This is a genomic window from Curtobacterium sp. MCLR17_054, assembly GCF_003234335.2.
Classification (GTDB): Bacteria; Actinomycetota; Actinomycetes; order Actinomycetales; family Microbacteriaceae; genus Curtobacterium; species Curtobacterium flaccumfaciens.
Map to the genome: position 1 here is coordinate 3,230,889 of NZ_CP126263.1, position 23,384 is coordinate 3,254,272.

Consider the following 23,384-nt stretch of genomic DNA (forward strand, 5'->3'; position numbering starts at 1 on the left):
TGCCCTTCGACTGACTGGACCGTCACACCCATGCGTTCTCTCCTCCCCACCTCGATCGTCGGCAGCCTGCCGAAGCCGTCCTGGCTCGCCGAGCCCGAGCGACTCTGGTCCCCCTGGGAGCTGCAAGGAGCAGCACTGACCGAGGGCAAGCAGGACGCCCTCCGGTCCGCCGTGCACGAGCAGGAGCGCCGCGGCATCGACATCGTCAGTGACGGCGAGCAGACCCGCCAGCACTTCGTCACGACGTTCATCGAGCACCTGGACGGCGTCGACCTGGAGCGCAAGGAGACCGTCCGCATCCGCGACCGCTACGACGCGGCCGTCCCGACCGTCGTCGGTGCCGTCAGCCGTCGGGCGCCCGTGTTCGTCGAGGACGCTGCGTTCCTGAGGGCTCAGACCGATCGCCCCATCAAGTGGGCACTCCCCGGCCCGATGACGATGATCGACACTCTCTCCGACCAGCATTACAAGAGCCGCGAGAAGCTGGCGTGGGAGTTCGCCACGATCCTCAACCAAGAGGCACGCGAACTACAGGACGCCGGCGTCGACATCATCCAGTTCGACGAGCCTGCCTTCACGGTCTTCCACGACGAGGTGCAGGACTGGGGCGTGGCCGCGCTCGAGCGCGCAGCCGAGGGCCTGCGCGCCGAGACCGCCGTGCACATCTGTTACGGCTACGGCATCGAGGCGAACAACAAGTGGAAGGAGACCCTCGGCGCCGAGTGGCGGCAGTACGAGCAGTCCTTCCCGCTGCTGCAGCAGTCGTCGATCGACATCGTGTCGCTCGAGTGCATCCACTCGCACGTTCCGCTTGAACTCGTCGAGCTCATCCGCGGCAAGAAGGTCATGCTCGGGGCGATCGACGTCGCGACCGAGACCGTGGAGACCCCGGAAGAGGTCGCGGAGGTCCTGCGTCGGGCGCTCGAGTTCGTCGATGCAGACAAGCTCATCCCGAGTTCCAACTGCGGGATGGCGCCCCTGGCGCGGGGTGCGGCGCTGGACAAACTCGGCGCGCTGTCCGCTGGGGCGGACATCGTGCGGGCCGAGCTCGTCGGCACGGCGGTCCCGTCGGCCCACTGATCACCGCGAGACACCACGGCGGCTCTCTTCCGGAAGGAGGAGAGCCGCCGTTCGTGTTGCGTCCGCCGCGTGCGCGGCTTTCGGTCCGGCCTGGAGGCGCGGCTTCCGCCCGGCCGGCTGGTCGCGCTGGTGCTGCCCTCGCCTTTCACTGCCCCTGGACCCCGGTCGGTGTCTCAGCGATCCGCGTTCAGTCCCTCGCGGGGGAAAGCAACCAGTACGGGACAAACGCCCACACGGGCGCCGCCGCGAGAAGCCACCAAGCCGTCGGACTCAACGTCGAAGACGCCAATCCCACGATGATCAACCAACTCATCGCGAGCGCCGCAACGAACCCTGCGGTGACCGCACACGAGATGCGACCTCTGCGCCGGTCTCGAGCAAAAGCGGAGCCGACCGCCCCCACGAGGAACGGCGCCTGTACCGCCGCGAGCAGGATCGCGGTTCCCAACGGAGTTCCGTACCCGCTCGGGCTGCCATCCGGGCCGAACGTCGTCGCGATCCGGTCGGGCAACCGATCCCACCAGACGCTGGTGACCGCGACCTCGACCACGACGGGGAACGCAGCAGCGACGGCTGCGAACAAGGCACGCGGATTCATGCTGCGGACAGGGTGCTGATCCGACCGAAAGTTCCCCTCACCGCTGGCCAACGTCGTCACTTCTGGGCTCGATCGACCGTTCGCGGTGCCGAGCGACGAACCACGTCGCCGGCCCGATGATCGGAGCGAACAGGACGACGAGAGTCCATCCGAGCAAACGACGGCCAAAGGTCGACCGAGATCGGATCAGCGAGATGAACGCTGCGAGTGCGAGGAACAGCGCGAAGAGGGATACGGCCATCAGCACGCCGTCGAGCGCTGTTGGAACAAGTGGATTCATCATCTGCTCCTCCTGCCAAGACGCCATTCCGCTCACTCCCAGCGGTTGTATGTGATCGCGCCGTTGCCCTTGGCGCTGAGGCGCTGGATCGAGGAGTAGGTGCTCCACGCAACCGTGCCCCATGGAGTCGGCACACCTCGCTTCACGACGACCTTGCACTTCGCAGTGGCCTGTCCGGCGACGACGGCGCAGGCTGCGCCGATCGAGACGACACGTCCGTAGGACGACTGCTTCATGGAAATTCCCCTCGTTCTCCGGCATCAAAGCCGGCTCTCGCGTCGGCAGCGTTGCCGACAACGAGCAGTCAACTTAGTGATACATCAGATCTGCAACTTCAGAGGTGTTCCGGGCGTGTCGTGGACGCGCGGAGGGCGATCGACCGATCGAGTGGCGCGGCAACGCGGCCCCAGACTCCGAGGCTCGGGTCCACAGCGCCAGCCTGCAGGACGGCGTCTGCGAAGCGTCAGACTCGAGGGCGTTGACTACGTTCATGATCACCAAGGGCGTCATCCACCAGGTCGAGAGTGCGACTGTCCGGGATCGCAACGGCGTATCAGTCGGCAAGGTCGTGCAGGTGTTCTCCTCCGACGAGGACGGCAGTGCGGCCTACGTCTGTGTCGCGACGGGACTGCTCGGGCGACACCAGGCGCTCGTCCCCGCCGACGATGCCACGTTCGACGGCACGGACGTGCACGTCGGGTACACGAAGGACGCGATCAAGGACGCGCCGTCCCTCGGAGCCGGACGTACCCTGTCCCCCGCCGAGGCGAACGCCGTCCGCAAACACTTCGGGCTGTCCCGCACCGGCGCTGCGACCGGAGACATGGGCGACCCCCACGAGAACCTCGATCAGGCTGGGACAGGTCTTGCGGGTGCCGACGACACCGAAGGCGCAGGGACGACCCCGCCGGCCTGAACGTCACCGGAGTGAACGACGCCGAGACCACGGCTTTCGCCCACACCCAGCCAGGCAGTGGCCGGTCCTCTGGCTGGTGCGTGCTCCGTCGTTGATGCGCGCTGCTCTGAGCGTGGCCTACGCGGGTTTCTCGGAAGAGCATGCCCGTCTCCGTCCGACGGGCTCCGCGGCCATCGCACACGCGCAGCCCCGCGAAGGCGCTGCTGCGAACCCCCACCTCGTCGCTGCGCGGTCACGTGTCATGGGAAGTCACCCTCCGACACACATCGACACAACCCTTCTCGCGGGCGTTCGGCGATGCCACAGTCTCGCCATGGCGCACATCTGGTCGGGCTGTCCGCCCACACCGGACGAATCGACACCACCCGGCGCCACACAACGCGACAGGTAGCAGCCCAGAGCACGAAGGAGTCCTCGTGACCATCAGCAACCAGACCGCCGACAGCACGATCGACGAGGGCGCCGACGACGAGCTCCTCGCCCGCTTCCGTCCGATCTTCGACCGCATCGCTGCCGGCGCCTCCGAGCGCGAACGCGACCACCGCCTCCCGTTCGAGGAGATTCGCGAACTCGCCGCGGCAGGATTCGGCGCCGTCCGCGTCCCCGTCGCCCACGGCGGAGCCGGGGCGACACTGCCCCAGCTGTTCCGCCTGCTTACCGAACTCGCCGCTGCTGACAGCAACATCCCCCAGGCGCTCCGCGGCCACTTCGCACTGGTGGAGGACCGGTTGGTCGCACGGACCGGGGAACGCGAGGGGTGGCTGAACCGCTTCGGCCGCGGTGAGATCGCCGGCAACTCGTGGACAGAAGTCGGGTCGGTGCAGGTCGGCGACGTGATCACGAAGGTGACCCCGCAGCCGGACGGGACGTTCCGGATCACCGGGCAGAAGTACTACTCGACGGGCAGCATCTTCGCCGACTGGATCGACACCTACGCCGAACGCACGGACACCGGCGAGCGGGTCATCGCGATCGTCGACGCGCACCAGCCCGGGGTCACCCACACCGACGACTGGGACGGGTTCGGGCAGCGCACCACCGGCTCCGGCACCAGCACCTTCGACGACGCCGTCGTGCAAGCCGACGCGGTGATCCCCTTCGACGAGCGGTTCAAGTACCAGACGGCGTTCTACCAGGGCGTGCTGTTGAGCGTCCTCGCCGGGTCCGTCCTCGCAGCCGAACGGGAGATCGCGCGCGAGGTCCGCAACCGCACCCGAGTCTTCTCACACGGCAACGCCGACACGTTCGCGGCAGACCCGCAGATCCTGCAGGTCGTCGGCGAGGTGTCGGCGGCCGGGTTCGCCGCCACCGCGATCGTCGACCGGGCCGCCGCGGCCCTGCAGGGTGCGTACGAGGGAGCCGGGCTCGACACAGCCGAGGACGAGCGCCGCAACGACCGCGCCGAACTCGCGACCGCGCAGGCGCAGGTGGCGCTGACCACCCTGGCGACGACGGCGACCTCGCACCTGTTCGACGCACTCGCGGCGTCCGGGGTGAGCACGACGAAGAACCTCGACCGGCACTGGCGGAACGCTCGCACCGCCGGCAGCCACAACCCGTGGGTGTTCAAGGCACGGATCATCGGTGACCACGCGGTGAACGGTGCAGAACCGCCCCGCGTCTGGGCGATCGGTGCGACCCGCACCTCGTGACGCCTGTCGAAGCCGAGACGCTTCTGCGTGACCGCTGCTGCGATGTGCCTGCCCCACCGGCCGCCCGCCCGCGTACAGTCCCTGGCAACGCACGGCTGGCCAACGATCGGGGAACACGATGCGACTGATCACGGGGACGACGCTGGTCGTTGCGCTGGCAGCAGGTGCGCTGATCGGCCTCGCGCCACCAGCGACTGCGGCCGGATCCGGAACGATCACCGTGCAGCTCGCAACGCCGGACGGCACCGCGATCCGGCTGGCGGACGTCGAACTCGCAGCGATCGGCACCGACGTCGTCGTCGGGAACGCCACCACCGACGATGACGGCACCGCGACGTTCACCGGCATCCCGGCACCGGACACCGTCACGGTGACGACGCGGCAGCTCCCGCCGCACGGAACGGAGACCTACGCCCCCGGACTCCGCTCGGGCATCGCCGTCGGCGGCGGCTCGACAGTCGCGGTCACCGTGCCGCTCGTGATCGGTGCCACCGTGCAGGGCGGCGTGGTCGGCCCGACGGGACCCGCCACCGGTCGCCTGATGTACGCCTGGAACGAGGACACCTCGCAGGTGTTCCGGACGACCTCGGACAGCGCGGGCCAGTACCGGTTCGTCGGGTTGAGCACCGGGAAGTACCGCATCGAGGCCTACGCCAGCGGAACGGCGTCGCCCGCCGTCTGGAAGACCCGGGTGTACCAGCAGCGAGGAACGCTCCCGGCTTCCCGAGTCACCTTGTCACGGCACTACGCACACAGCGACTACGACCTGGTCGTCTACGCGGCCTCGGCGTCCCGCAGCCCGTCGGCGCAGCTGAGCGGTGCGACCGTCACGGTGACGAACGCGACGACCGGAGCGTCGTTCTCGACCCGGTTCTCGACGCTGCTCGACAGCGAGCAGACGGCGCAGTTCCAGATCCCCTCCGGGCAGTACGTGGTGGAGCTCCGGACCGTCGCGACGACCACAACGACCGCGCAGGTGCTGTGGCTCGGACGTCCGGGCGGCACGTACCGGTACGTGGCCGACCGAGCGCAGGCCGTCCCGGTGAAGGTCGTGTTCGGCGGTCACGACTTCTGGGGCGGCGCCCTCGGATGATTCGGACCCAGCACCATCCCCAGCACAGGGCTGGCCGGACGCGGTTGGCTGCGTGACTGCACGCGGTCGCGTGAGCAGCAACGGACAGGAGGCGCGGTGCCAGCTGGCACCGCGCCTCCTGTCCGGCACACGGTCGCGGACACGCGACGGTGGCGTCGCCACCTTCTACATGTCGGCGATGAGACGGAGCGTGTAGCCGTCGGGGACCGTCTGGTGTTCGACGTAGTGCATGAACACCGGCGCAGCCTGGTCGGCCGTGAACAGCTCGGCAGGATGCCGGGGCTCGTGCGCCACCTGCACGTCGATGGTCTCCGTGAGCGGTTCGGTGAGGTCGTGGTCACGGCCGACGATGTAGAAGCGGTACTCCCCGTCGTCCTCCCGGCGGCGCAGCTTGACGCTGATCTCTTGCAACATACCGCCAGTCCGGAGCTTCGAATCACCAGGGGTGGCTGTAGGCAGCGCCGCAAAGCTCGTCTCTCGCGTCCTCCCAGGTTTGGGAACCCCCGAGAGTTGCTCCCCTCGGATTCGATTGAGGATAAGCGACCGCGTACCGGCACCCACGCTCGCCGCCGATAATTCACCGCTGCGGCAGCACTCCCCTCGATAACTCTGCGGTCCGACCACGCGCCGTAGGATTCTCCGCGTGCGCGGCGGATATGACCGCTTGCACACGTTCCGTCCCCCGAATGATCGTCGGCCTATCGTCGCCGAGTCGATCGTGAAGAGCACCAACTTCACTAAACGGCGTGCCGGGAAATACGGTCATTGAAGTCCGATCAAAAACAATGAAACTAGCCTCATGGTCTGGTTTTGACTCAATGAAATCGATGCCGTCACCGGAAAACTCAAGCTTGAGTCGCGCCAGAGTGACCGAATCGACCTTGGCTTGCCGGTTAGCGGAGGGAACTTCGAAGGTGACCGGGCAACCCGATTCGAGAAGTTGTCGTAGAATCGCTGAATAGTGCTCGTCGCGGGCCACTGGCCACAGCCTGGACGCCGATATAAGCACGCCTTGTCTCGACGCCAGGAGCCCAATTTCCGTGTGCTCGGCAACCTCCCGGACCGACAGTCGACGAACTGGAGCCGCGGACAACTCGGCCCGCACCCGCGAGCGGCGAGCATCGAGCGCATCCTCGTCATCATCGGCGGTATGCACTTGACTCAGCCGCCTCAACTCGTCAATAGCCTCTTCCACGCGCTGATCGACTGCTCTGGAGCTACGAATCTCAGTCGGCAGCAGTCGGTCCACTCTTCGACGGTCCTCATCAATCCGCTGACCGAGGCCCATTGCCTCTAGCAAACCCTTTTCGCGGATTAGCGATTCAATCCGTTCATCTTGTCGCCCGTCCATCGAAACTCGCAAGTAGCGATCATTCGCGTCCACCTCGGATTCGAAAAGAAGGATAGTTACCGCGGCGTATTGCTTCGTTGCCGATTCGACCCCAAGCACAGACAGCAACGTGCTTTCGCGCTCCGCTTGGACAGGACTAATCTCTAAAAACCGCGACGTATCGTCCGGGCCAAAGTCCAGATCAACGTCAAACTCCGGGTTGAGAACAAGACGTGGGTCACGGTCCAAGTCATCGGCCGAGAGCACGAGGTCACGACTGACCGCAATGGGATCTCCGGACAGCCCGTCGATGAGATAGGTCGATGTGCCTTCGATGACCCGTTCGTGAACGAGGGTACCCACCAAAGTCTTTCCAGTCGGGCTGAGTTCAAGTAGCGTTTCCCCTTCGCTCGTCCGAACCGTGAGGTACCTGTCAAAGATCAGTTCCGCCACCGTTCCATCCACCACCTGCTTAGGTAGGTTGAGCAGACGAGTGACTTCCTCGACCTTCCCCACACCGAGACTGATGGCTCTCAAGACGAACTCAGTGAACGTGGGCACGCGGCTTTTGGTCAGAATTCGTGAACGCACCACTGTGCGCCACAGGGGGAGGGCGGCACTCCGAGTCGAGAGCAAGCGAAAGCCGTCACGACGAAGAAGCCCGTCAGGGTTGGCACCTAGCCCCACTTCAGCACTCATTTGTCGTAACCAAGTCGCGTGATTGCCCGCGAGACCGCCGAGAGAGCGCGAGCCTTACGGGAAGCCCTCTCCCCGTTAGCCATCGCACGATTTCCGACAATAACTAATCCGTCACGACCTCGCGACAGCGCAACATTGAGCCTTTCGGGCGAACTCAGGAAACCCACATCCCCCTGCGCATTACTGCGGGTTATCGAGATCATACAGATGTCAGCCTCCTGCCCCTGGTAGGAATCGATAGTTGCAGCTTTGACGCGCACTACCTTCAGTTTCGACTTAGTTCCGCTCAAAACTTCTTGTAGCGTCCGCACTTGAGCGGCGTACCCCGCAAGAACGGCAACTTGCACCTCCTCTAGGCCGAGGAGGGCAGCGTAGTTATCGACGTTACTCACGAGGTCCGCGATTGCGCGCGCTTCCGCCCTATTTTCGAAGCTCGATCCAGAACGGCGCTCAAGGCTCTTTCGCCCCGTATCGTGCCAAAGTACAGCACTACCCAACGCCTTCTCGACCAGAGGCGAAACCTTGCGCTCCGAAGACTGCAAGTCACCTCCGTAGAATACCTCGCTCACCAGGGCTCCGATATCAGAATGCATACGGTGCTGATGGCTGAGACTCGCGACTGACTGTATAGGAAGCTGCCCTCCCAACACCTCGAAAAGCCGCTCATCGACCTCGGCTCGTGTCAGGTCCCGGTCTGCAAGGTAATCAGAATCAGCAAGCTCCGAATCAAGGAAGGGAGGAAGCTGCTTCTCATCGCCGACCAACACCCATTGGCGTGCATTTGCCATTGGGACCATGAGTTCGGTCGGCGTCGCCTTCGAGGCTTCATCAATGATGCAAAGGTCAAACTCTACCCGCTCAGCTCCCTTAGACCCAGTGAGGGCAACACAGGTAGACGCCACTACCGATGCTCGGAACAGCAATGCGACTCTGAATTCACTCGTCGGGCGGAAACGCTCCAACCAGTCGGCCGCGAGCAATTGAAGATCTTGAACTCGCTTATCTGCGGCAGTCACCGAGTTATCAACGTGTCCCAGTAGTTCGACCTCGGTCATGTCATCGCTGAAACCACCGAGTTGTCGCAGCTCGTCGACCGCCTGCCGCGTGTCGTCCCGCAGCCCCGACAGACGGTCGTCCAGTTCCACAATCCGCCCCCTCAAGGCCTCGAGGTCGCTCATAGCCGGCACCCGTTGCTCCAGGTCCACGCCAAGTTGTTCAACAGCGTCTGCGAGCCGAGTAACGTCCCGGAGGACGGCTTGCGGAGCTGCCGACTGTCCGCGTTCGACCCTGCTTACAGCGAGAAAAAGGCTCTCGACCGCGTCACGGATTTGTTCGTGCTCGGCCTGCGCCACTACCAGAGCGGCTTCTACCTCTTCTAGTTCACTCGCGGTGCGGGTGCGTCGTTCAATTTGGGCCCTCAACCGTGTCGCGACACTGCGTGTGGGTACATTGAGAAGCCCGGACGACTCCAGATGTTCGGTGATAAACGCTGCCACCGTCAACTCGGTTTCTGTTTTCCACGCTTCAAGCTGGGACGGCACAGTCCAAGCCTCAGACTCGGCCGAAAGCTGATCCGGCGCCCCGATTCGCAAAATCGACGCGGCAGGTGTAACGGCACTCACTTTGCTCAAGGCGTGGTCTAGAGCGATGTGGGTCTGCGAAGCGAGCAAAATCTGCGAATTGGGATTTTTACTCAGTTGCTGCGCAACAAGTTCCGCAATTAGTGTGGTCTTCCCAGTACCCGGCGGGCCCTTAACCAGACTGATTCCACTCGCACCGAGAACAGACGCTACCGCGTCACGCTTCGCATCATCAAGGTCTTTCTGAGCAAACGCCTCAACTTCTTGTGTCACGGGGAGCGGATTGAGCCCAGGATTAGTTAATATGTCCTTTAGATCGGACCGCGCTGCGTGCCCTTCGAATACCCGCCGAACAGCGTCCTGCTCACGGCGAAGTTTCGATACCGTCCGTTCAGCGTCGACCGAGAGCACACCTCTTCTCGGCAAGTCCTCCGGGTTGCCTTCGTTGACATAAATGACTACCGCACTACCCTCAATCGCCTCCACCTCACCCCGAACGGAACGACCGGTGGTGCTTCTGATCACACGTAGTTCTCCAAGCTGCGGATCAGCAGCGCGGTCCGAGGTCGTTAGATAGACGCGAGCTCCGTCAACACGCAGCGCCGAATAGTTGATATCCTTTCCCCGCCCCCGAGCCAGGGCAAATTTCGCGTCAAGTACTCGCTGCCAGCGGTCGTGAACCTCCCCACGCGCGAATTTCTCGGGGTTCGCCGCCTCCCGCTCGGCGATTCCCCGGAAAAGCTCACTAATTGCGGTATCCGCTTCAACCGGCCTCATCGGCGAAGCAACCCATCGGATTGTTGCCGTCAGACCGCGCTTCCGGAGACGTTCAAGGTGAGCAAAGGGCGGGCGCCAGACGTGCTTCACGAACAGGGAACCGGGCCGTGATTCATGAGGCGCAACGGCCGCCAGTAGCGATTGGCCGATCAACAGGAGGCCCTGTTTTTCAACTGTTCTCTGATCCCGAACCACACGTGATTGAGGCCCGAATTCGCGACGGAATTCCTCGAATCCCGCCGTTTCAGCAAGTGTCGTACTCCGAAAAATCTGGACGACGTTGTTCGGAACATGAAGACCGATCTCAGGTATCGTTCGCTCCTCGAGCGTCCCCTTGGCTATTTGGTCTAGCTCAGCGAGAACTACCCCGGCACTGCCCGGACGCTGCTCTTCGTCGTCACTCAAGCACCGCGCAAGTAAAGATCGGATGGGGCTTGGCACAGTCACTCGACTCAGCGAGGCCGTTGGGGTGGTGCCATTGAGATCAAAATCACCGAGCAGACAACAAATGATCAGTACTGCGAATGAATATACGTCGTACGCGGGAATCGGGTTCTCAGTCCCAGACTCAGGGGGACAATACGGGCGAGTTCCGAGCTGACTCATCGTCATCCCGAAACTTGTCACTTCGCGATAACGCATTGTGCCAAAATCTGCGACTTTGACAATCGGCCCGTCGACCAAAATGTTGCCCGGCTTCAGATCGCGATGTACCCAGCCCTTCGCGTGGAGCACGCTCAGGCCGGTGAGTATCTCCCGCGCGACGCGGCTAAGCTCATCCCAAGTCAGCGGGTCTCGTTCGATGACGGAACGGAGGTCAGTTCCGCACCACTCAAATGCGATCCAAGGCTTGCCCTCGGCAGGGGTCCCGAAGTCGACTACCTGTAACAGATTCGGATGAGCTTCGAGCCGGTCGTATACGCTCATCTCGTTGTTCCACGACAGCTCGATGGTCCGCGGGTCCACGTGCTGAGCCGGTGCGAAAAGCTTGACAGCTACGTGCTGACCGGTTTCGTTATCGTAGGCCTTGAAGAGTTCCGCGTGCCCACCCGAGCTAAAAGCCTCTCGAGGCAGCACAAAGCGATCGTTCAAGATGATGGGCCCAGCCCCGAGTTCAGCCACAGTTCGACATTAATCTGTTCACGCCCTGAGCCGCTACCCTCGGTCCAGGTGTTTTTCTATCGGAGGGTTCGTCACCGAGACCGCCGATAGGCGACCGCCCTGACGCCTCCATGAAGAAGCGACGTGTCGGATTTTGACCGGACCAGCCCGCCTCCGGTAACGAGTTTGTCGGATCGAACTCCACGGCGCACGCAGATGCGCCCCGCGGCTCAGTGGCCGCGGGGCGCTGCTACACGAGAAATGTCAGAAGTCCCAGTCCTCGTCCTCAGTGTTCACGGCCTTGCCGATGACGTACGACGACCCGGAGCCCGAGAAGAAGTCGTGGTTCTCGTCGGCGTTCGGCGACAGGGCGGAGAGGATGGCCGGGTTCACGTCCGTGATGTTCTTCGGGAACATCGGCTCGTAGCCCAGGTTCATCAGCGCCTTGTTGGCGTTGTAGTGCAGGAACTTCTTGACGTCCTCGGTCAGACCGACCTCGTCGTAGAGGTCCTGCGTGTACTGCACCTCGTTCTCGTACATCTCGAACAGCAGCGAGAACGTGTAGTCCTTGAGCTCGTCGCGCTCGGCCTGCGTGAGGGTCTCGAGGCCCTTCTGGTACTTGTAGCCGATGTAGTACCCGTGGACGGCTTCGTCACGGATGATCAGGCGGATCAGGTCGGCGGTGTTCGTGAGCTTGGCGCGCGACGACCAGTGCATCGGCAGGTAGAAGCCCGAGTAGAACAGGAACGACTCGAGCAGCGTCGAGGCGACCTTGCGCTTCAGCGGGTTGTCGCCCTGGTAGTAGTCCATCACGATGGACGCCTTCTTCTGCAGGTTCGGGTTCTCCTCGGACCAGCGGAAGGCCTCGTCGATCTCACGCGTCGACGCGAGGGTCGAGAAGATCGACGAGTAGGACTTGGCGTGCACCGACTCCATGAACGCGATGTTCGTGTAGACGGCTTCCTCGTGCGGGGTGATCGCGTCGGGGATGAGCGACACGGCGCCGACGGTGCCCTGGATGGTGTCGAGCAGGGTCAGACCGGTGAACACACGCATGGTCAGGGTCTGCTCGGCCGGCGTCAGCGTGTTCCACGACTGCACGTCGTTCGACAGCGGCACCTTCTCGGGCAGCCAGAAGTTGTTGACGAGACGGTTCCAGACCTCGACGTCCTTGTCGTCCTGGATGCGGTTCCAGTTGATGGCCTGGACCCGATCAATGAGCTTCAGCTTCTCGACCAACGTGTGTTCCTTACAGAGATGGTGACTAAGTGACGGACTGGAGGCGCGGTGCGGGTTGGCACCGCGCCTCCAGGGAGCAGAGCGGCAGCTCTACAGCATGCAGCTGACGCAGCCCTCGACCTCCGTGCCCTCCAGCGCGAGCTGGCGGAGACGGATGTAGTAGATCGTCTTGATGCCCTTGCGCCATGCGTAGATCTGCGCCTTGTTGATGTCACGCGTGGTGGCGGTGTCCTTGAAGAACAGCGTCAGGGACAGGCCCTGGTCCACGTGCTGCGTCGCCGCGGCGTACGTGTCGATGATCTTCTCGGCACCGATCTCGTACGCGTCCTGGTAGTAGTCCAGGTTGTCGTTCGTCATGAACGGCGCCGGGTAGTAGACGCGGCCGAGCTTGCCTTCCTTGCGGATCTCGATCTTCGACGCGATCGGGTGGATCGACGACGTCGAGTGGTTGATGTACGAGATCGAACCGGTCGGCGGGACGGCCTGCAGGTTCTGGTTGTAGATGCCGTGCTCCTGGACGGACGCCTTCAGCGCCTTCCAGTCGTCCTGCGTCGGGATCGTGATGTTCGCGTTGCCGAACAGCGAGGCAACGCGAGCGGTCGCGGGGGTCCACGTCTGGTCGGTGTACTTGTCGAAGAACTCACCCGACGCGTACTTCGAGTCGCGGAAGCCGTCGAAGGTCTCGCCGGTCTCGATCGCGATCTTGTTCGACGCACGCAGGGCGTGGAACAGCACCGTGTAGAAGTAGATGTTCGTGAAGTCGATGCCCTCTTCGGAGCCGTAGTAGACGCGCTCACGAGCGAGGTAGCCGTGCAGGTTCATCTGGCCGAGGCCGATGGCGTGCGACTTGTCGTTGCCGTCCTCGACGGAACGCACCGAGGTGATGTGCGACATCTGCGAGACCGAGGTCAGGCCGCGGATGGCGGTCTCGATGGTCTTGCCGAAGTCCGGCGAGTCCATCGTCAGCGCGATGTTCAGCGAGCCGAGGTTGCAGGAGATGTCCTTGCCGATCTCCTTGTAGGACAGGTCCTCGTTGAAGGTCGTCGGGGTGTTGACCTGCAGGATCTCCGAGCACAGGTTGGACATGTTGATCCGACCCTTGATCGGGTTGGCCTTGTTCACCGTGTCCTCGAACACGATGTACGGGTAGCCCGACTCGAACTGGATCTCGGCGATGGTCGTGAAGAAGTCACGCGCCTTGATCTTCGTCTTCTTGATGCGCGAGTCGTCGACCATCGCGCGGTAGTTCTCGGAGATCGGGACGTCGCCGAAGGGGACGCCGTAGACCTTCTCGACGTCGTACGGCGAGAACAGGTACATGTCCTCGTTGTTCTTCGCGAGCTCGAACGTGATGTCCGGCACGACGACGCCGAGCGACAGCGTCTTGATGCGGATCTTCTCGTCGGCGTTCTCGCGCTTGGTGTCGAGGAACTTCATGATGTCCGGGTGGTGGGCGCTGAGGTAGACCGCGCCGGCACCCTGACGCGCACCGAGCTGGTTCGCGTAGGAGAAGGAGTCTTCCAGCAGCTTCATCACGGGGATGATGCCCGAGGACTGGTTCTCGATCTGCTTGATCGGGGCGCCGGCCTCGCGGATGTTGGAGAGGAGCAGGGCCACGCCGCCGCCGCGCTTCGAGAGCTGCAGCGAGGAGTTGATGCCGCGCGAGATCGACTCCATGTTGTCCTCGATGCGGAGCAGGAAGCAGGAGACGAGCTCGCCGCGCTGTGCCTTCGCCGTGTTGAGGAACGTGGGGGTCGCGGGCTGGAAGCGGCCGGCGACGATCTCTTCGACCAGGTCGATGGCGAGCTGCTCGTTGCCCTGGGCCAGGCCGAGGGCGGTCATGACGACGCGGTCCTCGAAGCGCTCGAGGTAGCGCTTGCCGTCGAACGTCTTGAGCGTGTAGCTCGTGTAGTACTTGAACGCGCCGAGGAACGTCTGGAACCGGAACTTCTTCGAGTACGCCAGGTCGTTGAGTCGCTGGATGAAGTCCAGCGAGTACATGTCGATCGTGGCTTTTTCGTAGTACTCGTTCTCGACCAGGTAGTCGAGCCGCTCCTTCAGGTTGTGGAAGAAGACGGTGTTCTGGTTGACGTGCTGCAGGAAGAACTGCTTGGCGGCCTCACGATCCTTGTCGAACTGGATGTTCCCGTCCGCGTCGTAGAGGTTGAGCATCGCGTTGAGGGAGTGGTAGTCCATCCCCGTCTGCGGCGACGTCAGATCGACGTCTGCAACTGCTGCGTCCAAAATGCATCCAATCCTGAGTTGACCGCCGACACGTCGTCAGGGGTCCCGAAGAGTTCGAATCTGTAGAGAAGGGGGACGTTGCACTTCTGCGCGATGACGTCCCCTGCGAGGCCGTACGCCTCGCCGAAGTTCGTGTTGCCACCCACCACCACGCCGCGGATGAGCGAGCGGTTGTGAGCGTCGTTGAGGAACTTGATGACCTGCTTGGGGACTGCACCCTCGCCGTTGCCGCCACCGTAGGTGGGCAGGACCAGGACGTAGGGCTCGTCGACGTGCAGGAACGGTTCGCTCGGGTAGAGCGGGATCCGGTCCGCGTCGCGGCCGAGCTTCTCGACGAAGCGCGCGGTGTACCCGGACACGCTCGAGAAGTAGACCAATCGGCTCATGGTGCGCTCCTCGTGGAAAGGTGCGGACAGGCGGACCGGACGGGCCAGGAGAGGCGAGTCGCTCCTCCCGAGATGCCCTGCCTGCGGGCCCCTTCGGGGCCCGCAGAACGACTACGCCAGTTCGGCGCTGAGGGTCGCGATCTTGTCGGGGCGGAAGCCCGACCAGTGGTCGTCGTCCGTGACGACGACGGGGGCCTGCATGTAGCCCAGGCTCTTGACGTGCTCGAGCGCTGCTTCGTCCGTGGAGACGTCGTGCACTTCGTACTCGATGCCCTTGTTGTCGAGGGCCCGGTACGTCGCGGTGCACTGGACGCAGGACGGCTTGGTGTAGACGGTGACGGCCATGTTCTCCCCTGGTTCCTACTGGTTTCTGCTGTGCTGTGGAGGTGGTGCTGATGTCTGTCCGCAGTCGTGTCCGGGAGGGGCCGCTGCGATGCCTCCACACTACATCTAGTGGCTAGCCGCAGCACCGACCACTAGAGGAAGTGTTACAGCCATGTAGTTCTCCACAACGTCCTCCACAGTCTGTGGATTCCCGGGAGGCCCGAGTTTCCGCCAGTCTGCGGCCGACCACCGACACTTCCCCACACCGGTGGACAGTCCCGATCCACAGATGTGGAATCAACGCGTCGGCGTGTCGCGAACCGCCCCTCCCCAGGACGGGGGACACCCCCGTCCGGCCGGTCCGTACACTCGTCTCGTGAGTACGTACGGGCCCCTCCTGAAGACCCCTGGCGTGGGTCGTGTCATCGCCGCACAGCTCACCGCGCGGTTCCCGTTCGGCATGCTGTCGCTGGCCTACCTGCTGCACGTCGAGCACGTGTTCGACTCCTACGGCGCGGCCGGTCTGGTGCTCGCGACGACGAGCATCGGGCAGGCACTGGCCGGCCCTCTGACGAGCCGGTGGATGGGCAGCTGGGGCATGCGCCCCGTCCTCATCCTGACGAGCATCGTCGCGCTGATCAGCATGGTGGTCATCGCGTTCGTGGTCATGCCGCTGTGGGGCTACGTGGTGGTCGGGTTCCTCGGCGGCCTGGCGGTCCCGCCCGTGCAGCCGGCGGTGCGCACCATCTACCCGAAGATGGTGACGTCGGCGCAGCTCACACCCCTCTTCTCCCTCGACGCCAGCGCGCAGGAACTCATCTGGGTCGCCGGCCCGGTCATCACCACCTTCGTCGCCACCCAGGTCGGCACGGTCGAGGCGATCGTCGTCGCGATGGTGTTCCTGGTCGTCGGCGGCGCGTGGTTCATCGCCTCCCCCGAGCTCGGCCGCGTCCGCATCCCCCGTTCCAAGCGCGCCTTCGGTGTCGTGCTGAAGCGCCCCGCCGTCGTCGTCGCCACCCTGACCGGTCTGCTGCTCATCGGAGCGTGCGCCGCGGTCGAGGCGAGCGTCACCAGCGTCTTCGGCGAGGGCAGCCCGAACGCCGGCATCGTCCTCGCGGTGTTCGCGGTCGGTTCGCTCGCCGGCGGCCTGGCGTTCGGCCACCGCCCGATCTCCCGCAACACCCTGTGGACGCGCATGGCCGTCGTCTTCGTCGGCCTCACCCTGGCCCTCGGCGGCACGGGCTTCTGGTGGCTCTGCCTGGCCCTGGTCATCGCGGGTGTGGGCATCGCGCCGGCCCTCGCGGTGATGTTCGGTTCGGTCTCCGCCACCGTCAAGTTCTCCGACACGGCCGAGGCCTACGGCTGGATGGGCACCGGCCAGCTGATCGGTGCCGCCGGCGGTTCGGCGATCGCCGGCTTCCTGATCGACGGCAGCGGCCCCGTCGGCGGCTTCACCGTCGGCGCCGTGATGGCCGGCCTGGGCGTGCTGCTCCCCCTGGCGATGCGCAGCTGGCTGCCCGACCTGCGCGGCCGCGATGCCAGCCCCCTCCCCGACACCGAGCCGGTGCACCTGCCGACTTGAGCGGGGGGCCGGGCGCGCGGCGGCGGGCGGTTTCGGGCGTACCTGGTCGAATCGGGCGTACCTGGTCGGAGGTTCTGACCAGGTACGCCCGTTTCCACTCGCCATCGCGGCCGGTATGGGAAGGAACGTGCGCCCGGCGTCCGGGGTCGCGTTCTCCACAGACTGTCTGGAGGCCCGGCGCGCGCCCGCCAGGCACCGGCAGGATGGGTGCATGGTCACCTCAGTTCCCCTGCGCGACGGCCGCTCGATCCCCGCGATCGGCTTCGGCGTCTACAAGGTCGACGATGCCGAAGCGGAGACGGCGGTCGGCCTCGCGCTGGACGCCGGCTACCGGCACGTCGACACAGCCGAGATGTACGGCAACGAGACCGGCGTCGGCAAGGCGATCCGGGCCTCCGGGCTGGACCGTGATGACGTCTTCGTGACGACCAAGGTGTGGAACGACCACCAGGGGCGCGACGCGACCCTGCGGGCATTCGACGGCAGCCTCGAGCGGCTGGGGCTCGACGCCGTCGGCCTCTACCTGATCCACTGGCCGGCCCCCGCGAACGACCGCTACGTCGAGACCTGGCGCGCTCTGGTGGAACTGCGTGAGTCAGGGCGGGCGCGGAGCATCGGTGTCTCGAACTTCCAGGTGCCGCACCTGCAGCGGCTCATCGACGAGACCGGCGAGGTACCGGCGCTGAACCAGGTCGAACGGCACCCGTGGCTGCCGCAGCGCGAACTCATCGCGTTCCATGAGCAGCACGACATCGTGACCGGGGCGTGGTCGCCGCTCGGTCGTGGGCGCCTGATCGACGAGCCGGTGCTGACCGACATCGCGGACGCGCACGGCGTGAGCGTGGCGCAGGTACTCGTGCGGTGGAACGTGCAGCAGGGCGTGGTCGTCCTGCCGAAGTCGGTCACGCCGTCCCGGATCCGCTCGAACCTCGACGTCGACGGCTTCGTGCTGACCGACGACGAGCTCGCAGCGATCGCGACGCTCGAGTCCGGGCAGCGGACGGGCTCCCACCCGGACTCGGTGTCGTAGCCGGGCGGGGTACGCACTGTTCAGCAACAGCGAGTGGCGGGCCGTACTGTCGAGGGGTGATCGATCCTCAACAGACCGCCCGTGAACACTTGCGCCCCGACGAGCACCTGTACTGGGCCGGCACGAGCGATCCGGCCAGGCTCCTCTCGGGCCGCGACGGGTTCCTCATCCCGTTCTCGCTGCTCTGGTGCGGATTCGTCGGCTTCGGCACCGTCAGCGTCCTCCGAGACGGCGCAGCAGGGCCAGAGCTCGTCATCTTCCCGATCTTCCTCTTGATCGGCCTCCACATGCTGCTCGGCCGGTTCCTCGTGAAGCTCCACCGGAAGCGGACGACCGTCTACGCCGTGACCGATCGCCGGGCCCTCGTGATCACCCCTCGCGGCACGCGGGAGGTCCCGATCGGCCGCACCGACCGCACCGTGAGCTGGACCGGTGACCGACGGCACTGCAACGTCGAGTGGGACGCGACGGGAGGTGGACCGGGATCGATGCTCTTCGGGTGGGGAACGAACGCGAAGGTCTATGCGAACACCGGTCTCGACGGCTTCTTCGGGCCACAGCCGATGGCGTTCTGGGACGTCACCGATGGCGAGGCTCTCGTGCGCGAACTCGACCGGGCGTCGAGCTAGCCCCGGCGGTCCTCCTCGGACTGCCACGGCAGGTGCAGGTCGCCCGGTTCGGGCTCCACGTCGCCGGCGTCGTCCGCGCCGCCGGTCCCGGGGGCCGCGATGACCTTGGACGGGTCGATGCCGTCCGCACGCAGGTCGGCGTCGTCGCGCTGCTTCGTCTGGGAGGCATCCATCTCGCGCTCACTCGACGGGCTGTACGACGTGTCCGCTGCTCGCTGCTCGCGTCCGCTGACCCCGTCGACGTCGTCGCTGTGCGCGGCGTCGCGGAGCGCGTCGTTGCGTGCGCGGTCGTCGGACGGCTCGGGGCCGGGGGCGTTCGGGATGCTGTCGCTCATGGTGTTTCCTCCTGCAGCGGACGGTAGTCCTCGGCCCCGTGTAACGAGTCTGGCTCGGTCCGCTCCCCGCACTCGATGACGTCCCTGGCCCCCGCTACGCTGCCGACGAGGGGGAACGATGGGACGAACACGGACCGCGACGACCGCGGTGATCGGCTCGGCACTGGTGGGGCTGCTGCTCGCCGGGTGCACGGCGTTCGGCGGCGACGACGCGATCCCGACACCGACGCGACAGGCGTCACTCGACCGAACGGACCGAAGCCAGGGAGCGGACCCGACTCCGGCCGCACAACAGGTCAGCACGCCGCAGGTCCTGGCGGCCGGCACGGTCGCCGCCGAGACCGATGTCGTCTCGGCGAGCGGTGACACCCGGATCCACGTTCGGGTCGTCGCGAACGAGAGCGGCACCTTCGACGCCGAGTTGTCCGGCTACCACACGACGAACCCGCAGTGGATGAGCTTGGAGTTCCGCGGTGGTGACGCTGACGGTGGCGGCGACGCCAGCGGGTACCGCGCCGGAGTCGTCATCTGGGACCCGGAGACCGGTGCACCGGACTCGGTCGGACTGTCCGAGGCTGGGTCCACTCCGGACTTCCTGCACAGCGTCGCGCTCGTGCCGGCGCCGTCTGATGACGGGGACGATTCCGGACGCACCGGCATCGGCTCCGTGCTTGCAGTTGCTCCGTTGCGCTGGACGATCCCCGACCCGTACCCGCACCTTCAGGTCGACGTGGGCGCAGCGCGGCCCGGGGCAAACGGATGGGTGCACGAGCGTGACAGCGTGCCGGTGTCCTACCAGGTGTCGAGCGACGACGCGCAGGTGACGGTCGCCGAACGCTTGGGCATCACCGTCGCGCAACTCCGCTGGCTGAACCCGTCGCTGCAGACGGGAGCGGGCGACCAGCTCATCACGGACACCGATCTCAACCTGGATCCCGCAGCGCGCTGATCCGGTCGCCGCCCCGCCGCGCAGAGCCCGTCCGTACGGTCGGTTACGGTTGACCAGCACTCGCGAGCACTCGGCACCACCAGGAGGTCCCATCGTGACGATCGTCGCCGCCGCAGACGGCTCAGCCCTCGGCAACCCCGGCCCCGCCGGGTGGGCCTGGTACGTCGACGACGACCGGTGGGCGGCCGGCGGCTGGCCCCGCGCGACGAACAACATCGGCGAGCTCACCGCCGTGCTGCAGCTGCTCCGCGCCACGAAGGACACCGGCGAGCCGCTGCACATCCTGTGCGACAGCCAGTACGCCATCAAGGCCTGCACCGAGTGGCTCGCCGGCTGGAAGCGCAAGGGCTGGCGGAAGGCCGACGGCAAGCCGGTCCTCAACGTCGAGATCATCAAGGAACTCGACGCCGAACTGCAGGGCCGCAAGGTCACGTTCGAGTGGGTGCGCGGTCACGTCGGTCACGAGATGAACGAGGCCGCCGATGTGCGAGCCCGCGGTGCTGCCACCGCGTTCCAGAACGGCACCGACGTGCCGCACGGTCCCGGCTGGCCAGGCGCCGAGGTCCCCGAGCCGTCTGCGCTGCCCGACGCGACCCCGCCCGCGACCCTCTTCTGACCCCTCCCGCGGGTCAGTAGGTCCCGTCGCGCCGATCCTGGCGGGTGATCTGCTCCCCCGACGCCGGGTCGACGCCCGAGCGCGTGGTGGTCGTGGTGCGGCGACCGCCGAAGGCCACGGCGAGGCTGATGATGAGCAGCACGACACCGGCTGCCATCAGGATGTAGCCGATCAGGCGGAGGTCGATACCGGCGAGCTGGATGTTCAGCGCGAAGGCGACGATCGCGCCGATGACGATCAGGGCGATGCTGGATCCGATGCGCATGACGCAGTCCTCTCGGGTGGGGGTGGTGCCGGAGACGGTACACGTCCGACAACCCCAGCGCCGATCAGTCGACGTCCACCTCGGCCCAACCGTCGAACCGCCCGATCTCGGTGACCCGCACGACGGCCTCGCCGACCTCGTCCGAGGCGTCCAGGTCGATCGTCGCCGAGAACCCGAAGTCCTTGTCGCCCTCGGGGTCGGCGAAGATCTGCCGCGCCTTCCACACCCGGGGTGATGCGGTGGCACCGCTCTCGTCGAGCACCAGGTACTGCATCGAACGCGCATCGGCGTCGGTGCCGATGCTGTCGTGTTCCTCGTAGTACTCCTCGAGCACGTTGTCCCACGCGGCCCGGTCGAAGCCCGCGGTCGCGTCGAGTTCCCCGAGCCCGTCGATGTCGTCGGCCGCGGCGAGCAGCACCCGCTGGAACAGGGCGTTGCGCACGAGCACCCGGAACGCCCGCGGGTTGCCGGTGAGCCGTGCGGGCTGCGGCGGCGCGATCTCCTCGTGCTCCTCGGACGCCAGCAGGACGTCCCCGTTGAGCAGCGCCTCCCACTCGTCAACGAGTGAGGAGTCGGTCTGCCGCACGACCTCGCCGAGCCACTCGATCAGGTCGTCGAGCTCCTGGGTCCGCTGTTCCTCGGCGATCGTCTGTCGCATGGTCCGGTACGCGTCGGACAGGTAGCGGAGCACGAGCCCCTCGGAGCGTGTGAGCTGGTAGAAGCGCACGAAGTCGCCGAAGGTCATCGCGCGTTCGTACATGTCGCGGACGACGGCCTTCGGGGACAGCTGGAAGTCGAGCACCCAGGGCTGTTCGGCGGCGTAGGCCTCGTACGCGGCGGTCAGCAGCTCGTCGAGCGGCTTCGGCCAGGTGACCTCCTCGAGCAGCTCCATCCGCTCCTCGTACTCGATCCCCTCCTGCTTCATGCGGGCGACGGCCTCGCCGCGCTCCTTGAACTGCTGCTGCGACAGGATCGCCCGCGGGTCGTCGAGGGTGGCCTCGACGACCGAGACCATGTCCAGTGCATAAGTGGGAGAAGAAGGGTCGAGCAACTCGAACGCGGCGAGCGCGAACGGTGACAGCGGCTGGTTGAGCGCGAAGTTCGGCGCGATGTCGACGGTCAGGCGGTAGGCGCCGTCGACCTTCTCGATCACCCGCGCGTTGATGAGGGTCCGGGCGATGACGAGTGCCCGCCGGGCCATCGCGAGCTGCCGGGAGCGCGGTTCGTGGTTGTCGTAGACCAGTGACCGGACGTCCGCGAAGGCGTCCCCTCCGCGGGCGACGACGGACAGCACCATCGCGTGCGTGATCCGCATGCGCGAGACCATCGGCTCCGGCTCGGCCGCGATCAGCCGTTCGAACGACGCCTGCCCCCAGGACACGAAGCCCTCGGGCGCCTTCTTCCGCTTGATCTTGTTCTTCTTCTTCGGGTCGTCGCCGGCCTTGGCGACGGCGCGGGCGTTCTCGATGTCGTGCTCGGGTGCCTCGGCGACGACGTCGCCCTCGGTGTCGTACCCGGCACGGCCGGCACGGCCGGCGATCTGGTGGAACTCCCGCGCGGACAGCTGGCGCATCTTCGTGCCGTCGAACTTCGTCAGCCCGGTGAACAGCACGGACCGGATCGGCACGTTGATCCCGACGCCCAGGGTGTCGGTGCCGCAGATGACGGGCAGCAGGCCGCGCTGGGCGAGCTGCTCGACGAGTCGTCGGTACTTCGGGAGCATTCCGGCGTGGTGCACGCCGATGCCGGCCCGGATCAGGCGCGACAGGGTCTGTCCGAACCCGGCGCTGAACCGGAAGCCGGCGATGGCGTCGGCGATCTGGTCGCGGCGTTCGCGCGAGGCGACCTTCGCCGACATCAGCGACTGCGCCCGCTCGAGTGCGGCGGCCTGGGCGAAGTGCACGATGTAGATCGGCGCCTTGCCCTCCTCGAGGAGCCGCTCGACCGTCTCCTGCACGGGCGTCATCACGTACTGGTACTCGAGCGGCACGGGTCGCGAGACACCCGTCACGCGGGCGGTGGGCCGACCGGTCCGGCGGGACAGGTCGTCGGCGATGGTCGTGACGTCGCCGAGGGTCGCCGACATGAGCAGGAACTGCGCACGCTCGAGCACGAGCAGCGGCACCTGCCACGCCCAGCCACGGTCGGGGTCGCCGTAGAAGTGGAACTCGTCCATCACGACGACGTCGACGTCGGCGTCCGGTCCCTGCCGCAGCGCCAGGTTCGCCAGGATCTCGGCGGTGCAGCAGACGATCGGGGCGTCGGCGTTGACGCTCGAGTCGCCGGTGACCATGCCGACGTTCTGCGCACCGAACAGCTCGACGAGCTGGAAGAACTTCTCGGACACCAGCGCCTTGATCGGTGCCGTGTAGTAGCTCCGCTTGCCCTCGGCGAGCGCGGCGAAGTGCGCGCCGGCCGCGACGAGCGACTTCCCGGTGCCGGTCGGCGTGCTCAGCACGACGTTCGCGCCGGACACGAGCTCGATGACGGCTTCGTCCTGCGCCGGGTACAGCGGTCGGCCGCCCTCCGCGGCCCAGGCCGCGAAGGCCTCGTAGACCTCGTCGGGGTCGACGACGCCGTCCACCGCCGCCGGGATCGCGGCGACGAGCGGGGGCAGGGCGGTGACGTCGGTCATGCGCCCATCCTCCCAGGTGCGCATGTGCCGGACGGGAGGCCCGT

Annotated in this window: 22 protein-coding genes; 9 read left to right on the forward strand and 13 right to left on the reverse strand. The window is 65.7% G+C overall.

The features are described 5' to 3' along the window. Nucleotides 1-30 precede the first annotated feature (30 nt). A complete protein-coding gene (locus DEJ08_RS15280; protein ID WP_111055192.1) occupies nt 31-1,080 on the forward strand; it encodes a methionine synthase in 1,050 nt (349 codons plus the stop codon). Nucleotides 1,081-1,267: 187 nt separating this feature from the next. Here the strand turns inward: DEJ08_RS15280 and DEJ08_RS15285 are convergent, their stop codons facing one another. The 3 genes from DEJ08_RS15285 to DEJ08_RS15295 are packed head-to-tail and all read right to left on the reverse strand — an operon-like array spanning nt 1,268 to nt 2,194. Further along, on the reverse strand, nt 1,268-1,678 hold the full coding sequence (locus tag DEJ08_RS15285; protein ID WP_146248540.1) for a DUF1648 domain-containing protein: 411 nt from the start codon (nt 1,676-1,678) through the stop codon (nt 1,268-1,270). Nucleotides 1,679-1,715: 37 nt separating this feature from the next. Beyond that, complete coding sequence (locus tag DEJ08_RS15290) at nt 1,716-1,985, reverse strand: PLD nuclease N-terminal domain-containing protein (RefSeq protein ID WP_214550083.1); 270 nt, start codon at nt 1,983-1,985, stop codon at nt 1,716-1,718. Nucleotides 1,986-1,990: 5 nt separating this feature from the next. Continuing rightward, complete coding sequence (locus tag DEJ08_RS15295) at nt 1,991-2,194, reverse strand: hypothetical protein (RefSeq protein WP_111047496.1); 204 nt, start codon at nt 2,192-2,194, stop codon at nt 1,991-1,993. A 254-nt stretch (nt 2,195-2,448) separates the two neighbouring features. Between DEJ08_RS15295 and DEJ08_RS15300 the strand changes: the two genes are divergently transcribed. From DEJ08_RS15300 to DEJ08_RS15310, 3 genes are all read left to right on the forward strand, one after another. Continuing rightward, complete coding sequence (locus DEJ08_RS15300; RefSeq protein WP_111055193.1) at nt 2,449-2,874, forward strand: hypothetical protein; 426 nt, start codon at nt 2,449-2,451, stop codon at nt 2,872-2,874. 416 nt (nt 2,875-3,290) lie between these two features. Further along, nucleotides 3,291-4,526 carry an acyl-CoA dehydrogenase family protein gene (locus tag DEJ08_RS15305; protein WP_111055194.1) on the forward strand — a complete coding sequence of 412 codons (1,236 nt, stop codon included), beginning with the start codon at nt 3,291-3,293 and terminating at the stop codon, nt 4,524-4,526. 220 nt (nt 4,527-4,746) lie between these two features. Continuing rightward, a complete protein-coding gene (locus tag DEJ08_RS15310) occupies nt 4,747-5,619 on the forward strand; it encodes a carboxypeptidase-like regulatory domain-containing protein (protein ID WP_181439047.1) in 873 nt (290 codons plus the stop codon). Between the two features lie 165 nt (nt 5,620-5,784). Here the strand turns inward: DEJ08_RS15310 and DEJ08_RS15315 are convergent, their stop codons facing one another. The 7 genes from DEJ08_RS15315 to nrdH form a co-directional block, all read right to left on the reverse strand. After that, nucleotides 5,785-6,033: a hypothetical protein gene (locus DEJ08_RS15315; protein WP_111055196.1), complete on the reverse strand. Its 249-nt coding sequence runs from the start codon at nt 6,031-6,033 to the stop codon at nt 5,785-5,787. A 163-nt stretch (nt 6,034-6,196) separates the two neighbouring features. Continuing rightward, complete coding sequence (locus DEJ08_RS15320) at nt 6,197-7,510, reverse strand: hypothetical protein (RefSeq protein WP_146248541.1); 1,314 nt, start codon at nt 7,508-7,510, stop codon at nt 6,197-6,199. 134 nt (nt 7,511-7,644) lie between these two features. Continuing rightward, on the reverse strand, nt 7,645-11,127 hold the full coding sequence (locus DEJ08_RS15325) for an AAA domain-containing protein (protein ID WP_111055198.1): 3,483 nt from the start codon (nt 11,125-11,127) through the stop codon (nt 7,645-7,647). A gap of 243 nt (nt 11,128-11,370) precedes the next feature. After that, nucleotides 11,371-12,345: a class 1b ribonucleoside-diphosphate reductase subunit beta gene (nrdF, locus tag DEJ08_RS15330; protein ID WP_017886894.1), complete on the reverse strand. Its 975-nt coding sequence runs from the start codon at nt 12,343-12,345 to the stop codon at nt 11,371-11,373. A gap of 90 nt (nt 12,346-12,435) precedes the next feature. Continuing rightward, complete coding sequence (gene nrdE / locus DEJ08_RS15335; RefSeq protein ID WP_111055199.1) at nt 12,436-14,541, reverse strand: class 1b ribonucleoside-diphosphate reductase subunit alpha; 2,106 nt, start codon at nt 14,539-14,541, stop codon at nt 12,436-12,438. A 17-nt stretch (nt 14,542-14,558) separates the two neighbouring features. Then, a complete protein-coding gene (nrdI, locus tag DEJ08_RS15340; protein WP_027465945.1) occupies nt 14,559-14,975 on the reverse strand; it encodes a class Ib ribonucleoside-diphosphate reductase assembly flavoprotein NrdI in 417 nt (138 codons plus the stop codon). Between the two features lie 111 nt (nt 14,976-15,086). Then, entirely contained in the window at nt 15,087-15,320 is a 234-nt protein-coding gene (gene nrdH, locus DEJ08_RS15345) for a glutaredoxin-like protein NrdH (protein WP_017886897.1), read from the reverse strand. A 355-nt stretch (nt 15,321-15,675) separates the two neighbouring features. Between nrdH and DEJ08_RS15350 the strand changes: the two genes are divergently transcribed. The 3 genes from DEJ08_RS15350 to DEJ08_RS15360 all read left to right on the forward strand — a co-directional run bounded on the left by DEJ08_RS15350 (nt 15,676) and on the right by DEJ08_RS15360 (nt 18,540). After that, the gene (locus DEJ08_RS15350) at nt 15,676-16,881 is read left to right on the forward strand and encodes an MFS transporter (protein ID WP_071405882.1); all 1,206 of its coding nucleotides are present in this window, start codon (nt 15,676-15,678) and stop codon (nt 16,879-16,881) included. Nucleotides 16,882-17,092: 211 nt separating this feature from the next. Continuing rightward, nucleotides 17,093-17,911, forward strand: a complete 819-nt coding sequence (locus tag DEJ08_RS15355; RefSeq protein ID WP_111055200.1) for an aldo/keto reductase — start codon at nt 17,093-17,095, stop codon at nt 17,909-17,911. A 56-nt stretch (nt 17,912-17,967) separates the two neighbouring features. Next, nucleotides 17,968-18,540, forward strand: coding sequence for a hypothetical protein (locus DEJ08_RS15360; RefSeq protein ID WP_146248542.1), 573 nt, complete (start codon nt 17,968-17,970; stop codon nt 18,538-18,540). On the opposite strand, the gene DEJ08_RS15365 is transcribed toward DEJ08_RS15360, so the two are convergent. Continuing rightward, nucleotides 18,537-18,875, reverse strand: a complete 339-nt coding sequence (locus DEJ08_RS15365) for a hypothetical protein (RefSeq protein ID WP_071405879.1) — start codon at nt 18,873-18,875, stop codon at nt 18,537-18,539. The two genes, DEJ08_RS15360 and DEJ08_RS15365, sit on opposite strands and share 4 nt — an antisense overlap. 118 nt (nt 18,876-18,993) lie before the next feature. On the opposite strand from DEJ08_RS15365, the gene DEJ08_RS15370 reads away from it, so the two are divergent. Both DEJ08_RS15370 and DEJ08_RS15375 read left to right on the forward strand, forming a co-directional pair. Beyond that, nucleotides 18,994-19,824: a hypothetical protein gene (locus tag DEJ08_RS15370; RefSeq protein WP_146248543.1), complete on the forward strand. Its 831-nt coding sequence runs from the start codon at nt 18,994-18,996 to the stop codon at nt 19,822-19,824. 94 nt (nt 19,825-19,918) lie between these two features. Continuing rightward, nucleotides 19,919-20,440 (forward strand): ribonuclease H family protein, encoded by a 522-nt coding sequence (locus tag DEJ08_RS15375; RefSeq protein ID WP_027465941.1) that lies wholly within the window; start codon nt 19,919-19,921, stop codon nt 20,438-20,440. Between the two features lie 13 nt (nt 20,441-20,453). Here DEJ08_RS15375 and DEJ08_RS15380 read toward each other — a convergent pair whose 3' ends face one another. Together DEJ08_RS15380 and DEJ08_RS15385 are read right to left on the reverse strand one after the other, a co-directional pair. After that, nucleotides 20,454-20,705, reverse strand: coding sequence for a DUF6458 family protein (locus tag DEJ08_RS15380; RefSeq protein WP_027465939.1), 252 nt, complete (start codon nt 20,703-20,705; stop codon nt 20,454-20,456). Between the two features lie 64 nt (nt 20,706-20,769). Beyond that, nucleotides 20,770-23,340: a DEAD/DEAH box helicase gene (locus DEJ08_RS15385; RefSeq protein WP_111055203.1), complete on the reverse strand. Its 2,571-nt coding sequence runs from the start codon at nt 23,338-23,340 to the stop codon at nt 20,770-20,772. Nucleotides 23,341-23,384 lie beyond the last annotated feature (44 nt).